The sequence below is a fragment of the Nocardiopsis sp. LDBS0036 genome (assembly GCF_041228755.1).
Taxonomy (GTDB): Bacteria; Actinomycetota; Actinomycetes; order Streptosporangiales; family Streptosporangiaceae; genus Nocardiopsis; species Nocardiopsis dassonvillei.
The window spans coordinates 3,539,642-3,553,835 of the sequence record NZ_CP141103.1; the positions used below are offsets into that span (position 1 = coordinate 3,539,642).

General features: G+C 71.7%; 10 protein-coding genes and 1 pseudogene. 8 read left to right on the forward strand and 3 right to left on the reverse strand.

The features are described 5' to 3' along the window. Nucleotides 1–18 precede the first annotated feature (18 nt). Nucleotides 19–1,014, forward strand: a complete 996-nt coding sequence (locus tag UIS43_RS14880; RefSeq protein ID WP_071623276.1) for a hypothetical protein — start codon at nucleotides 19–21, stop codon at nucleotides 1,012–1,014. A gap of 114 nt (nucleotides 1,015–1,128) precedes the next feature. Further along, nucleotides 1,129–1,446, forward strand: coding sequence for an Imm51 family immunity protein (locus tag UIS43_RS14885; protein WP_071622833.1), 318 nt, complete (start codon nucleotides 1,129–1,131; stop codon nucleotides 1,444–1,446). Nucleotides 1,447–1,474: 28 nt separating this feature from the next. On the opposite strand, the pseudogene UIS43_RS14890 reads toward UIS43_RS14885, so the two are convergent. Beyond that, a pseudogene (locus tag UIS43_RS14890) lies at nucleotides 1,475–1,630 on the reverse strand (IS630 family transposase); the annotation flags it as partial. Nucleotides 1,631–1,850: 220 nt separating this feature from the next. Here UIS43_RS14890 and UIS43_RS14895 point away from each other — a divergent pair. Beyond that, a complete protein-coding gene (locus UIS43_RS14895; RefSeq protein ID WP_370010374.1) occupies nucleotides 1,851–4,415 on the forward strand; it encodes a penicillin acylase family protein in 2,565 nt (854 codons plus the stop codon). Nucleotides 4,416–4,797: 382 nt separating this feature from the next. Here the strand turns inward: UIS43_RS14895 and UIS43_RS14900 are convergent, their stop codons facing one another. Then, nucleotides 4,798–5,691 (reverse strand): oxidoreductase, encoded by an 894-nt coding sequence (locus UIS43_RS14900; RefSeq protein ID WP_041552901.1) that lies wholly within the window; start codon nucleotides 5,689–5,691, stop codon nucleotides 4,798–4,800. A 209-nt stretch (nucleotides 5,692–5,900) separates the two neighbouring features. On the opposite strand from UIS43_RS14900, the gene UIS43_RS14905 reads away from it, so the two are divergent. Both UIS43_RS14905 and UIS43_RS14910 read left to right on the forward strand, forming a co-directional pair. Next, nucleotides 5,901–6,485 (forward strand): TetR/AcrR family transcriptional regulator, encoded by a 585-nt coding sequence (locus UIS43_RS14905; protein ID WP_013155246.1) that lies wholly within the window; start codon nucleotides 5,901–5,903, stop codon nucleotides 6,483–6,485. Between the two features lie 92 nt (nucleotides 6,486–6,577). Beyond that, nucleotides 6,578–8,191: a nucleotidyl transferase AbiEii/AbiGii toxin family protein gene (locus tag UIS43_RS14910; protein WP_370010377.1), complete on the forward strand. Its 1,614-nt coding sequence runs from the start codon at nucleotides 6,578–6,580 to the stop codon at nucleotides 8,189–8,191. 306 nt (nucleotides 8,192–8,497) lie between these two features. On the opposite strand, the gene UIS43_RS14915 is transcribed toward UIS43_RS14910, so the two are convergent. Beyond that, the gene (locus tag UIS43_RS14915) at nucleotides 8,498–9,754 is read right to left on the reverse strand and encodes a hypothetical protein (protein WP_370010379.1); all 1,257 of its coding nucleotides are present in this window, start codon (nucleotides 9,752–9,754) and stop codon (nucleotides 8,498–8,500) included. Between the two features lie 151 nt (nucleotides 9,755–9,905). Here UIS43_RS14915 and UIS43_RS14920 point away from each other — a divergent pair, with 151 nt between their 5' ends. The 3 genes from UIS43_RS14920 (at nucleotide 9,906) to UIS43_RS14930 (ending at nucleotide 14,112) form a co-directional block, all read left to right on the forward strand. Continuing rightward, on the forward strand, nucleotides 9,906–11,648 hold the full coding sequence (locus UIS43_RS14920; RefSeq protein ID WP_370010381.1) for a sensor histidine kinase: 1,743 nt from the start codon (nucleotides 9,906–9,908) through the stop codon (nucleotides 11,646–11,648). 65 nt (nucleotides 11,649–11,713) lie between these two features. Beyond that, nucleotides 11,714–12,367, forward strand: coding sequence for a response regulator transcription factor (locus UIS43_RS14925; RefSeq protein ID WP_019607841.1), 654 nt, complete (start codon nucleotides 11,714–11,716; stop codon nucleotides 12,365–12,367). A 413-nt stretch (nucleotides 12,368–12,780) separates the two neighbouring features. Continuing rightward, the gene (locus tag UIS43_RS14930; RefSeq protein ID WP_370010384.1) at nucleotides 12,781–14,112 is read left to right on the forward strand and encodes an alpha/beta hydrolase family protein; all 1,332 of its coding nucleotides are present in this window, start codon (nucleotides 12,781–12,783) and stop codon (nucleotides 14,110–14,112) included. Nucleotides 14,113–14,194 lie beyond the last annotated feature (82 nt).

The window sequence follows — 14,194 nt, forward strand, 5'->3', positions numbered from 1 at the left end:
AAGCTGTACATTAACCTCATGGCTGGCAAAGGGATCAAACCTGGCGAACTGACCACTCGGGCGGAAATGAAGGCGGCCTTTGGAGGTGGGCAGGGACAGGGGATCCATCCTTGCGCTACCTCTCCCAACGTGTTGCTCTATACCGACCCTGCATCAGGCGAGCAGTTCGGATACTACGACGGCTGGGTCCCTGACGCAGAAAACTCCGAGCCTCTTTTCGAGTACACCGGAGACGGAGAAGAAGACCAGGTCTTCTACGGTCGCAACGGCCAGAGAAACCGCGCCATTTTGCTCCATGTAGACGATGGGCGAGCGCTACGCGTCTTCAAAGCCGTGGGCACTGTCCCAGGAAAGAAGACGAGAGTTCAGCGTTATATTGGAAAGTTTGAACTGGACAAGGAACTTCCCTACGTCTTTCGCGAAGCGCCCAACAGACAAGGTATATTCAGACGAGTCATCGTCTTCCGTTTACGTCCAGTTGAGGAACTAGTACCACACTCGGAAGACATCATTAAACCTCTACCAAGCACCGAGGTTCGGCAAGTATCTGCCGACGTCTCCACCGTTACGACGAGCATCATGGTGGAGCCGGAGGCACATAATGGCAATCCCATCTCCAGGTCAGCCATCCCGAAGACAAAAATCGGCCGCAAAGAGGCCGAACTATGCGAAGCCTTCAAGACCATGCTCGAACAGCATGAGCATGAGGTCAAAAGATACCAAATTAGAGTCGCAGGGCTCTCGTCCAGCCTTCTCACTGATCTCTATGACAACAATTCCCATGTCCTCTATGAGGCCAAAGGAACCAGCTCGCGCGAAGCCGTGCGCATGGCCATCGGCCAGCTCATGGACTACCGGAGACATATCACGCCGCCCCCCACGCTTGCCATCCTGCTACCCGAGAAACCCCACTCGGACCTGCAAAAACTTCTTTCCTCAGTGAATATCCACCTTGTCTACTGGGACAAGAATGCCTTTGTCGGCTGGCCAGTCGGATCTGTTTCTTCAACATGACCCCGCCCTAGTGCTGCAACCGAGAAGGTTCACCGGGGTTGGGGGCGGCGAAAGACCGGATGAGCGGTTCGAGGGATCGGGCAGCCCATGCACTGGGCGTGAGAGGATCTCGCCGTGACCATCAATCTGCATGACTTTGACGGAAAGCACTCGCTGACGTTGGGCACTGGTGGCCTGGCTGCCGATGCCGCAGTAGCTGCCGCCGGGCACGAGCCGAACGGGCCCTTCTGGGAAGGTCTCGTGCGGTTCGCCTGGCCGGATATTGCCGAGCGCCTCGATTTCGATAGCGAGGCTGGCATGTTCTGCGCAGTCGGGAGTTCGAGCGACCTCGCGCTACTCAAGGCGGCTGTTGAATCTGTCATCACGAGCCCAGAGGCAGTCAGCGACATCATTGCCCGTGCGGAGGCTTCGGGCTTCGAGTTCGACGACTGATGCTGTGAGTTCGCCGGGTTGGGTGGGATCAGGCTGCGGCCAGCAGTGGCCTGCCGAGCCAGCGGAGACCTCGTTCGCTGCGGATGCGTGCGCGCTCGGGTCGTTGGGCGGCCAGGATGTCGGGATGGCGGGCGTTCCGGTTGCACCAGCGCAGGTAGGCGTGCAGAACCCGGGGCTGGACGCTGAGACGGTCAGCTCACTTGGTGGTGGCGCAGGCAAGGCGGACGCGACCGGTTGCGGACAGCACGGATCCCACCGGGCGGCTGTCCGCTTCTGACCAGGTGGTTCGCGTCAGCCGACGTTCGGCTCCCCGTCACCTACCAGTTGGTAACAATTGGGTCCGTGCGGCACTCCGGCCCTGGAGACTGTGACCGCGGACACCCTAGGGTTCCGCTATGGGTGTAATGCGTAAGCGTGTCCTTGTTCGCGTACTTCTGGGCTTCCTCGCCGCGGTCGTGGTGCTGGCCCTGGTCGGCGCGCTCCTGGGGATATGGACCGTCCGGAGGTCGTTCCCGGAGACATCGGGAGAACTCCCGCTCCCGGGGCTGGAGTCCTCCGTCACCGTGCTGCGCGACGAGCACGGCGTCCCCCACGTCTACGCGGACAACACCCACGACCTGTTCATGGCGCAGGGCTTCACGCACGCCCAGGACCGCTTCTGGGAGATGGACTTCCGCCGCCACGTCACGGCCGGGCGCACCGCCGAACTGTTCGGCCCCGACCAGGTGGACACCGACGTCTACCTGCGCACCATGGGCTGGCGGCACGTGGCCGAGCAGGAGTACGAGCTGCTCGCCCCGGAGACGCAGGCCCACCTCGACTCCTACGCGGCCGGGGTCAACGCCTGGCTGGCCGAGAACGACGGCACCAAGGCCAGCCTGGAGTACGGGCTGCTCTCCGTGCTCAACGGCGGCCACGAGATCGAGGAGTGGACGCCGGTCGACAGCCTCGCCTGGCTCAAGGCCATGGCCTGGGACCTGGGCGGCAACATGACGGAGGAGACCGAGCGCGCCCAGCTGCTCGACGCCGGGATGACCCGCGAGCAGATCGAGGAGCTGTACCCGGCCTACCCCCACGAGGAGCACCTGCCCATCACCGACACCGACGAGCACGGTCAGGCCGGGGCCGACGGGGAGTCCGGGGGTTCCGAGGGCTCCGACGAGGCTGACCTGCGGGAGGCCGACGAACGGCGCACCCCCGAGCTGCCGGAGGAGGCCGTCACCGCGCTGACCGGGGTGGCCGCCACCGCGGCGTCACTGCCCTCGATGCTCGGTCCCAGCACCAGCCCCGACCTGGGGTCCAACTCGTGGGTGGTCGGAGGCGAGCACACCGAGAGCGGGCTGCCCCTCCTCGCCAACGACCCCCACCTGGGCGCGTCGATGCCCTCCACCTGGTACCAGATCGGCCTGCACTGCACCGAGCTCACCGAGGCGTGCCCCTACGATGTCAGCGGCTTCAGCTTCTCCGGCCTGCCCGGTGTGATCATCGGGCAGAACGAGTCGATCGCGTGGGGGTTCACCAACCTCAACCCCGACGTCATGGACCTGTACGTGGAACGGATCGAAGGCGACGGCTACGTGGTCGACGGCCGGACCAGGCCGCTGGAGACCCGTGAGGAGACCGTCCGGGTCGCGGGCGGCGAGGACGTCGACATCGTCGTGCGCTCCACCCACCACGGGCCGCTGCTGTCCGACACCGCCGCGGGCGCGAACCTGGAGGCGCTGGCGGAGGAACCGGAGCTGGAGGGCGCGGAGGAGGGCGAGTACGCCGTCGCCCTGCGGTGGACCGCGCTCCAGCCGGGCAGGACCGCGGACTCGATCTTCGCGCTGAACCGGGCCCGGGACTGGGGCGACTTCCGTGAGGCGGCCAGCCGGTTCGAGGCCCCCGCGCAGAACCTCGTCTACGCGGACGAGGAGGGGAACATCGGCTACCAGGCCCCCGGCCTGGTGCCGGTGCGCGGCGAGGGCGACGGCCGCTACCCGGCGCCCGGCTGGGACTCCGCCTACGACTGGGAGGAGTACCTCCCCTTCGAGGAGCTGCCGAGCGTGTACAACCCCGAGTCGGGCGTCATCGTCACCGCCAACCAGTCGGTCGTGGACGCCGACTACGAGCACATGCTCACCGGTGACTGGGACTACGGGTACCGGTCCCAGCGGATCAACGACCTGCTCACCGAGGCGATCGGCGAGGGGCCGGTGACCGGTGAGGACATGTCGCGCATCCACATGGACTCCTTCCACGGCGGCGCGGTCGAGGTCGTGCCGCACCTGTTGGAGGCGGACGTCGACGGGGTCACGGCCCAGGCCCAGGAACAGCTGCGGGAGTGGGACCTGTTCACCGGGACCGACTCCGCCGGGGCCGCGTTCTACCAGGCCACCTGGCGCCACCTGCTGCCGCTGCTGTTCGACGAACTGGAGCCGCTGACCATGAGCGGCAGCTCGCGCGGGATGTACGTGGTGGGCCAGCTGCTGGAGGACCCCGATTCGGACTGGTGGCGGGGCACCGAGGCCAGCGGGCGCGAGGAGGTGCTGGCCGCGGCGATGGACGCCGCCGCCCAGGAGCTGACCGAGCTGCTGGGAGGGGACCCCGCCGACTGGCGCTGGGGGGACCTGCACACCCTGACCGCGACCCACGAGTCGTTCGGAACGTCGGGCATCGGTCCGGTCGAGTGGCTGTTCAACCGGGGCCCGGTGGAGAGCTCGGGCGGGGCCAGCATCGTCAACGCCACGGGCTGGGACCCGACCGCGGGGTACGCGATCACGGCGGTGCCGTCGATGCGGATGGTGGTGGACCTGGCCGACCGCGACGCGTCGACCTGGGTCCACCTGACCGGCAACTCCGGACACGCCTTCCACCCCAACTACGACGACCAGCTGGAGCCGTGGAGCCGGGGTGAGACCCTGCCGTTCGCGGTCACCGAGGAGGCCGTGCGCGCGGCCGCCACGGACGAACTGGTCCTCAACCCGTAGAGGAAGTCGTCCGGAACCGGCGCGGGTGGGAACCACGGGGTTCCACCCGCGCCGGTCTCGTGCTCACGGTGCTCGTCGGCGGGTACCGGGTCCGGGCTGAACGCACGCCCTGCCGGTGTGACGCGGGTGGGCGGGGCGGACGGGGACGGCGGTACCGGCGCGCACCCCGGGACGGGTGTGCCCTTCCGGTCGAAAGCCGAGCGGTACGGGCGCGCGTCCCGAGGCAGGCGTGCCGTTCCAGACCGAAGCCGAGCGGTACCGTCGCACGCCCCGGGGCAGACGTGCCGCTCCAGATCGAGGCCGAGTGGCACGGGCGCACATCCTGGGACAGGCATGCCGTTCAGATCCGAAGCCGAGCAGGACCGGCGTGCACCACCGCCGGTCAGACCGGGTCGGACGACCGCAGCGGGAAGCTCACCCCGGTCATCTCCTCCGACAGCGTCCACAGGCGCTTGGCGGCGCGACCGTCCCAGGCGGCCTCGCTCCGGCTGGACAGGGCGGGGGCGCCGCGCGTGCCGCCCATGGCCTTGGGTCCGGCGAAGGCCGCGCCGGGCACGTCCTGGGTGGCGGCGTAGATCGTGGGGAGGGCGCCGTTGGCGGCGCTCTGGGCGAAGACCCTGTTGCCGAGCATGAGGGCCGCCCTGGAGATCGGGTTGGCCCCGTGGCTCTGGAGGTTGGTGGCCGCGTAGCCGGGGTGGGCGGCGGTGGAGAGCACGGGGGAGCCCACCGCGTCCAGGCGGCGCTGGAGCTCCAGTGTGAACAGCAGGTTGGCGAGCTTGGACTGGTTGTAGGCCCGGTAGGGCGTGTAGCCGCGGTCCAGGTTGACGTCGTCGAAGTCGATGCCCCGGGCCATGCGGTGCATTCCGGAGGAGAGGGTGACCACCCGTCCGGTGACGTGTTCCAGGAGCAGGTTGGTCAGGGCGAAGTGGCCGAGGTGGTTGACGCCGAACTGCGTCTCGAACCCGTCCTTGGTCACGCCCTTGGCGACCGCCATGACACCCGCGTTGTTGATGAGCAGGTGGAGGTCGCCGTTCCAGGCCTCGGCGAAGGCGCGCACGGACGCCAGGTCCGCCAGGTCCAGGTGGCGCACCTCGGTGTCGCCCCGCACTCCTGCGGCCTCGGCGCGCCCCTTGGCCACGTCGCGCACGGCCATCACGACGCGCGCGCCCGCACGGGCCAGGACGCGTGTGGTCTCGATGCCCAGGCCGCTGTTGGCTCCGGTGACGACCGCCGTACGGCCGCTCAGGTCGGGGATGCTGACCGCTGTGGTGTCCATTGCGCCACGGTAGGCGAGCGCACCCGGGCTGTCCACGGCGGCCACGGAGAGCGTGACACCCCGGGCTGTCCGCAGTACTCACAGCAGTCACAGACACCACGTCGGCCACAACACCCCGGGCTGTCCCTGGCGCCCCGGCTCCCCCGGGCTGTCCCTGGTGGCCACGGCGACCACGAGGACCGCGGGGGCGTCGGTCTATCCTGGTTCCCATGGCCGACCGCCCCTACCACCACGGAGACCTGCGCGCCGTCCTGCTCGCCAACGCCGAACGCGCCCTGGCCGAACGGGGGCAGGCCGCGCTGTCCCTGCGCGAGATCGCCCGCGAGGCGGGGGTCAGCCACGCCGCGCCGGGCCGCCACTTCCGGGACAAGCAGGCGCTGCTGGACGCGCTCGCGCTCAGCGGTTTCGAGCGCCTGACCGAGCGGTTGGAGGCGGCGGAACCCGAGGCGGGCGACGCGCGGACCCGTGTTCTCGCCCTGGCCAGGGCCTACGTGGGGTTCGCGGGGGAGCACGCCGCGCTGCTCGACCTCATGTACGCGCGCAAGCACGACCCCGACGTCTCCGAGCAGCTGTACGCCGCCGTGGGGCGGCTGCTCGAACGGGTGATGCGCCCCATCCTCGACGCCCAGGCCGCAGGGGAGATCGCGGGCGGCACCCCGGAGGCCGTCACGATGACCGTGTCCGCCGCGATGCACGGCCTGGTCGCGCTCACGGCCACGTCCTCCCCCGAGGAGATCGACGCCAAGCTCGCGGACATGGTCGGGGTGCTCTTCGAGGGCCTCGGGCCGCGCTGACGCCCGGGTCCCGAACCGAACGGCCGCCCCATACGTCCCACGGGCGAGGTACCCCCGGGGCGTAAGGCCCCCGAGACAGAAGAAGGCCCCCGATGGAGTTCTCCGGTGACTTCGAGACCCACCTGACCCTGGACGCGACCGCCCCCGGGCGCGTCGCGGAGGCGTCGGAGTGGGCGCGCGAGCACGGGCTCAAGTTCACCCACATCGAGCTGGACCGGGGCGAGTCCCCGTCACAGCCGATGGTCACCTACCACTCCGACGGGAGCACCCTGGCGCGGGAGCTGGCCGTGGCGGAGCGCTGGGCGGCCCTGCTGGCAGGGGCCGGGTTCGCGGTCACCCGCACCAAGCTGGAGGTGTCCCGCCGGGCCGCCGGGGTGCCCTGGGACCGGGAGGAGGCCGAGCTGTTGCCGGAGTCGTGCTACTTCGAGACGCACGTCAAACTCCTGCTCCCCGCGTCGGCCGACCTGGCGGCGCTGTCCGCGATCGTGGAACCCCACCGCGCCCGGCTGTCGCGCAACGCGCGCAGGGTCCGCGACGACGGCTTCCAGGAGCGGTTCATCACCCAGCGGTGCTCACGTGTGGGCCACAGGGAGGCCGCCCGGTTCGAACACGCGCTGTTGAAGACCCTGGAGAGGGCCGGGGTGACCTTCGAGGACAAGGAGGGGTGGCAGCCCAGGGTCCTGTCCGTCGAGCGGGAGTTCGTCGTCCACGACACCGCCCTGTCCGTGGACGCGGGATGGATGGACGCCGCCCCGGTCCGCGACGCCGACGAGGTGCCGCCGAGCGTGTACGCGCCGGACGGCTACCGGCAGCGCCCGCCCGGCACCTACGTGCCCAACACCGACGGCCCCGAGGCGAGTCAGGGCAAGGTGTTCGACCCCGCGCTCAAGCACCTGGACGACGCCTACCGGGCGGGTGAGCCGGTGTTCACCGACCCCGGCCTGGGCTCCCGCTGGTGGGAGGCCAACCGGCGGGCGATGGAGCTGGCCCTGCGCGCGATCTCGAGTACACCGTGGCGGGACAGCCTCATGCTGCGCGGCAGCATGCTCATGCCGGTGTGGGTGGGTGACGCCGCCCGGCGCCCCCGGGACCTGGACTTCGTGGTGGTCCCGGCCGAGACCGCCCCGTTCGGGGACCCGGCCGACCGCATGTTCGCGGACGTGGTCGGGGCCGTCACGGACGCTTCCGCGCAGGGGATCTCCTTCGACGCCGAGGGCGTGCGGCTGGAGAGCATCTGGACCTACGAGCGGGCGCCGGGCCGCCGAGTGGTCGTCCCCTGGCGGGCCGGGGGCCTGCCCCCGGGCACCGTGCAGATCGACGTGGTGTTCAACGAGTCGCTGCCCGAGCCGCCGGTGGCGGTGTCGGTGGCGGGGTCGGACGTGCTGGCGGCCGGGGCGGAGCTGTCCCTGGCCTGGAAGGTGCTGTGGCTGTACACGGACACCTACCCGCAGGGCAAGGACCTCTACGACGCGGTCCTGCTGGCCGAGAGCGCGCGGCCCTCGCGTGAGCTGCTGGTCGGTGTGCTGCGCCCCGAACTGGGCGACCGGGCCGAGACCGTGGACGAGCGCTTCCTGCGGGAGGAGGGCAGCCTCGACTCCGACGAGTGGGACGACTTCGTCAGCGACTGCCCGTGGGTGGAGGGCGACGCCGGGGAGTGGGTGGACCGCTTCGAGGCGGCGATGGCCCCCGTGTTCCGGGGGGAGTGAGCGGGCTCCGGAAGAAGCTAGCGGGCCCCGGAAGGAGTACGGGGACCGCCCCCCTTTTTTTGCGGGGGGCGGTCCGTGTGTCCGCGGGCAGGGCGCGGGGTGAGACGGTGTGCGGGCACGTCGAGATGGGCGGGCCCGGGGGACCCCCCGCTTTCCAGCAAACCGCGATCGGCCCTCACTCCGCCAGCCCTGTTCCGTGCCTGTGCACAACCTCCGGCCGGGGTGGAACGCGTGCCGTGCCCGGGGGCGCGGACCGACCAGGCACGGGCCGGTCAGGCACGGACCAACCGGTCAGGCACGGACCGGTCAGGCCGGACGGACGAACGGGTCGGCGGGCGGGTCGTAGGCGGTCTCCTCGTCCAGCAGCCACACCCACTCCGGGCGCCACTCGGGGGTACGGCCGGCCATCTCCGCGGCGACGTCCCCGACCCACACACCGACGCCGAGGGCGGACTCCGTCGACCACTCCGGCCGGTGGTCGTAGGCCCGGTCGACCTCCACCGCGTCGGGAGTCGCCCGGGCGCGCAGGAAGAACCACGTGCCGTGCTCGGGGTGGCCTTCGACCCAGCGCAGTTCGTAGTCGTGGTGGCCGCGCGGTTCCTGCTGGATCCGGTTGCCCCCGGCGTCCACCAGCGTGGACTGGCTCTGGCTGTTCCCGCCGGTGATCGTGTAGGTCACTTCGCCTCCGTGCTCGGCGGCCAGACCGCGCAGGAGGTCGCCCAGCTCGCGCAGTGGTCCGGTTTCCCGGGGCGCGGGTCGCGGCCTCTCCGCGGCCGTCCGCATCACGGACTCCACCAGGACCGACCACTCCTGGTCGCTGAGTACGCGGGTCCGGCCGCGTTCGGCCGGTTTCTCCCTCCCGGCGGGAAGCGGGGCGGCGGGGCGGCCGTCCCCGGAGACCCCGGCGGCGCGGAGGACGCTGGTGGCCGCGGCGGTGTCGAAGGGCATCGGGTCCAGGAAGCCGAAGTCGACCGCTCCTCCCTCGACGGTGTGCTTCACCCGGGTGTAGAGCCGCTCCCCCAGGTCGTCGAAGGGGTCGTCACCCTCGTCGGGACGCGGGCCCCCGGTCACCGACACCACCTCGTTGACGAGGGCCAGGAGGTGGTGGGTGGCCTCCTCCGGTCCGACGAAGGCGGACAGGCGCATTCCCACACCGTCCTCGTCCACCTGGTCGTGGTAGGTCGAGCGCGCCCACGTCCCGTCCTCCCACCAGTACACGAAGCCGACGGGGACGCCGCCCTCCAGCCGGGAGATCCACTCCCAGGGGAGCCACTCCGGGGCGTCCGCGTACGGATTGACCGGGGGTCGGAAGGCACTGTCGGTCCTCCCCGCCCGGTCCCAGCCGATGATCAGGTACCGACCGCCCTCGACACGGGCCATCCGCCACCAGTTGCCGCCGCCGTCCTGGAGGAGCAGGACACCGTCGTCCTCGACCCGGTGCCCCTCCGACCAGACGGGGCCGAAGCCGGCGGACAGCGCGATCCTCAGCGTGCCGAGCGTCCAGAGCACCTCGGGGCGCGGCAGGTCCTCGGGGTGTCCGGGGCTGTGGAATCCGGATGGCACGGGCTCTCTCCTGGTGTCGGGGGTGATCAGGACTTTGTCGCATGTACCTCCGACACTCCGCGCGGCGGGAAGGTTCGGCGCGGCTCCGGAGACACCGCCCGACGGGAGTGCTGGCAGGGGTACTGACGGCAGGGCTGACTAGCCTGGGGCCATGCGGGAGATCCGGAGAGAACCGCGCGGGTGGGCCCGTCCGGCCTTCGAGGCCGTGCTGTGGGCCCTTCTGGGCGCGCTGATCGTGATCGAGCTCTCCGGGGTCCGCGACCGGCCGCCGGTCCTCGAAACGTGCCTCCTGCTGGCCGCCCTGACCGTCGCGGCGGCCCTGTCCCGTCCCCTGCCGTTCGTCTCCCTGGGCGTCATGCTCAGCGGGGCGGTCCTGCAGACGTCCGCCTCGGGGTTCCTGGTGGTGGAGACCACCGTGATCGCGCCCTGGCTGGCCGTGGCTGTGCTGGCGCTGCTCACCGGCCTGCGCTCGGAACGGGTGCGCCCGGTGGTGACGATGGTGGTCGTGGCGTGCTCGTTCACCCTCGTCCTGCACCTGTCGGCGGGGCTCGTGTTCGGTGCGGGCGTCCGCGCGTTCCTGTCCGACTCCGTGGACTGGCTGGGCGTCGTCCTCGTCATCGCGCTGAGCACACTCGCCCCCTGGCTGTTCGGCCGCTACCAGCGCCTGCGCCGCCGGGTGTGGCGGGGCGGCTGGGAGATCGCCGAGCGCATGGAGCGGACCCGCGCGGCCGAGGCCGACCGCGCCCGCCTGCGGGAGCGCGCCCGGATCGCGACCCGGATGCACGACTCCCTCGGCCACGACCTCGCGCTGATCGCGGTGCGCGCGGCGGCCCTGGAGATGACCGCTCTTGAGGACTCCGAGCAGGGCCGGGCAGCCGGTGAGCTGCGCACGGCGGCGCACGAGGCCAACCTGCGGCTGCGGGAGATCATCGGGGTGCTGCGCGAGGACGACGACGGTGGCGACGGCCACGGTGAAGCCGCTTCCGGACCGGGCGCGGGCGGTCCGAAGGCAGGCACGCCGAACACGGGCGCACCGAACGCGGGCGGTCCGAAGGCAGGCACGCTGAACACGGACGAGCCGGGCACGGGCGAGTCGGTGGCGGACCTGGTGCAGCGCGCCTCGGACGCCGGTATGCGGGTCCGGCTGCTGCGGGAGGGCCCCGATCCGGACCCGTCCGCACCGGGTGGCGGCGCCGTGCACCGGATGGTCCAGGAGGCGCTGACCAACGCGGCCAAGTACGCGCCGGAGGCGGAGGTGACCGTGCGGGTGGTCCGCGAGTCCGACCGGACCCGGGTGTCGGTCAGCGACACCGGACCGCCCGGGGCCGTGCGGACGGTCCTGCCCGCGCGGAGCGGGGGCGGGTCCGGCCTGGCCGGGCTGCGCTCCCTGGTGGAAGGGCTCGGCGGGAGCTTCGCCGCGGGCCGGGAGGAGGGCGCGGGGTTCACCGTCCGGGCGACCGTGCCCGACCCCGGCGCCGAGGGCGGGGCGGAGGAGCTCGGGGAGTCGGAGACGCGTCGCGCTCACAGCGAGGCCCGCGCCCGCGCGCGGCGCCGACTGGTGACCGCGGTCGCCGTTCCGGCCGCGCTGGGCCTGGGGCTGGCGGCGGTCGGCCTGGGCCTGCTGTCCTGGGTGGGCGTCAACACCGTCCTGCCCGCGGAGCGGTACGAGCGGTTGACCGTGGGGGACGACCGGGAGCGGGTGGAGGAGGTGCTCCCCCGGTTCTCCTATCCCGAGGGTTCGGTGTCGGCCCGGGCCTCCGAGCCGTCCGCGCCGCCCCGTGCCCGGTGCCTCTTCTACCTGTCCCGGTACGAGAACGGGCTGCCGCCGGTGTACCGACTGTGCTTCGAGGACGGTGTCCTGGTCGCCAAGGACGAGCTCCAGCGGACCGACTGACCGGGCGGCGCACTGACCGGGCGCCCCAGTAGGGTGTCGGCGTGAACGCGACAGACGGTGCCGGGGTGCTTCGCCTCGTTCTCGCCGACGACGAGGCCATGATGCGCGCCGGGCTGCGCGCGATCCTGTCGGCGGCGCCGGGGATCGAGGTGGTGGGCGAGGCCGGGGACGGTGCCGCCGCCGTGGCCCTGGTCGCCGAGCACCGTCCCGACATCGCGCTGCTGGACGTGCAGATGCCCGGCACGGACGGCCTGGCCGCGACGGAGGTCATCGCCCGGGAGCACCCGGGGACGGCGGTGGTCATCCTCACCACGTTCTCCGAGGACGCCTACATCGCGCGGGCCTTGTCCGGGGGCGCCAGCGGGTTCGTGCTCAAGAGCGGGGACCCCCGGCAGCTGGTGGAGGGGCTGCGCGCGGTCTCGGAGGGCGGGGCGTACCTGTCGCCGGAGGTGGCGCGCCGGGTGATCGACGAGCTGGACGCCTCCGGAGGGCGGCTGTCCCGCGCGTCGGCGGCGCGCGAACGCGTCGGGCGGCTCACCGAACGCGAACGCGGGGTGCTGGCACTGGTCGGCCAGGGGTGCTCCAACGACGAGATCGCCCGCCGCCTGTCCATCGCCCCGGGCACGGTCAAGGTGCACGTGGGGTCGATCCTCACCCGGCTCGACGTGCGCAACCGGGTGCAGGCCGCCGTCGTGGCCTACGAGGCCGGACTGGTCTGAGCCGGACCGGCCTGAGGCCGCAGTCCGGTCCGCTCCCGGACCCAGCCCGCTCCTGATCCGGCCCGGCCCGGCCCAGTCCGCTCCCGCTCCAGTCCCGGTCCGGTCCCGGCGCGCTGGACGAGGGGCCCGCCGGTGGAAGCCGTCCGCGGGCGCCGGCCGGCCCGGAGGGTGCGGGTCCATGGACACGGGTCCACAGGTTGTCCACAGGCGGGGATCGGGGCTGGCGGCGGGGGTCTTCGCTGCGGTTCGATGGAATCAGGGGGTCCCCAGGGCTCTCTCCGTCGGCATGCCCTCACCCCGTTCCCCACGCCCCCACGCCCCGCTCCCACCGCCCGCCCTACCCCTTTGTGCCTACCCGGCCGCTGCCGTCCAGGCGATGTGCGCCGGACGCCCCGGCCCCGAGCATGGTCGGCATGAACACCACCAACTCCGTCCGCGCCAGGCGCGCGACCGCCTACGGATCGGCCGCCCTCGTCCTCGCCGCGGCGTTCTCGATCCCCACCGCCCTCAACGCGGCCACCGACTCCGGGAGCGTGGTCCTCACCCCGCCCGAACCCACAGGTCCGCACGCCGTCGGCCGGACCGAGCTGCACCTGGTCGACCCCGACCGCGGCCACCCCTGGGTGGAGGAGGCCACCGAACGGGACGTCATGGTCAGCGTCTGGTACCCGGCCGGAGAAGGCACCGGCGCAGGCGGGGAGGGCGGCACCTCCGCCGGGGACGGCACGGGCACCGGCGAACCCGCGCCCTACGTCACGCCCTCCGTCTCCGGGGTGCTCAAGAGCGAACTGGAGCAGGGAGGACTCCACCGCGACAGCGTCGACTTCGACGCCTTCCGGGTCAACGCCCTCCAGGACGTCCCGGCCGCAGACACCGGCCCGTTCCCCGTGGTCCTCTACTCCCCGGGGATGGAGCAGTCCCGGTTCCTCAACGCCCTGCACCTGGAGGAACTCGCCTCCCACGGGTACGTGGTGGCCGCCATGGACCACCCCTACGAGACCCTCGCCGTGGACATGCCCGACGGCCGGGTACTGCGCACGAGCGCCCCCTCCTTCAGCACCGAGGCCCTCAAGGAGGCCGTCGCGGTCCGGCGCGCGGACACCCGCCTGGTCCTGGACGGGCTGACCGCGCTCGCGGAGGGCGGCAGCCCCGACGCGGGCGGCCAGGAGCCCCCCGAGGGCCTGGGCGGGGCGCTGGACCTGGAGGCGGTGGGCATGTTCGGCCACTCCGCCGGAGGGCTCACCGCCGCCGAGGTGATGCTGGAGGACGACCGCGTCGACGCGGGGCTGGACCTGGACGGCACCATCGGCTACCACGTCGGCGACGAGGTGTGGTCGGAGGCCAACCTGCGGGGCGCCGACCGCCCCTTCGCGCTCCTGACGGCGGGAAGGGCCGGGGTCGAACTCGAACCGCACCACAGCGGGTACAGCGCCGGGTTCCGGACCTTCGTGGACGCCTCCTCGGTCGACGTCCTGGAGCTGTACATGGCCGATGGCGAGCACTTCAGCTACACCGACCACCAGTGGGTCCTGCCCGGCGTCGACGAGGCCCTCCAGCCGGGCAACCGCGCCTGGCCCGACCTGGTGGAGGGGGCGATCGGCACCGTCGACCCCGAGGAGTCCGTCCGGGCGCAGCGCGCCTACGTCACGGCCTTCTTCGACGCCCACCTGCGCGGTGAGCGGGACCCGATCCTGGACGGCCCCTCGCCGGACCTGCCCGCGATGGAGTTCGTCGGCGGGGACTAGTCCCCGGGCGGGCGCCGGGAGGGCTCGGGCTAGGTACCCGCACCCGGCACCGCGGAGGCCCGGGACGCGCAAGGCGCGTCCC

Bases quoted from the DNA above. Each gene is read 5' to 3' on its own strand.
- UIS43_RS14895 (WP_370010374.1), top strand. From the start codon at position 1,851: ATGCGTAAGCGTGTCCTTGTTCGCGTACTTCTGGGCTTCCTCGCCGCG.
- UIS43_RS14920 (WP_370010381.1), top strand. From the start codon at position 9,906: ATGCGGGAGATCCGGAGAGAACCGCGCGGGTGGGCCCGTCCGGCCTTC.
- UIS43_RS14880 (WP_071623276.1), top strand. From the start codon at position 19: ATGGCTGGCAAAGGGATCAAACCTGGCGAACTGACCACTCGGGCGGAA.
- UIS43_RS14905 (WP_013155246.1), top strand. From the start codon at position 5,901: ATGGCCGACCGCCCCTACCACCACGGAGACCTGCGCGCCGTCCTGCTC.
- UIS43_RS14910 (WP_370010377.1), top strand. From the start codon at position 6,578: ATGGAGTTCTCCGGTGACTTCGAGACCCACCTGACCCTGGACGCGACC.
- UIS43_RS14930 (WP_370010384.1), top strand. From the start codon at position 12,781: ATGAACACCACCAACTCCGTCCGCGCCAGGCGCGCGACCGCCTACGGA.
- UIS43_RS14900 (WP_041552901.1), bottom strand. From the start codon at position 5,691: ATGGACACCACAGCGGTCAGCATCCCCGACCTGAGCGGCCGTACGGCG.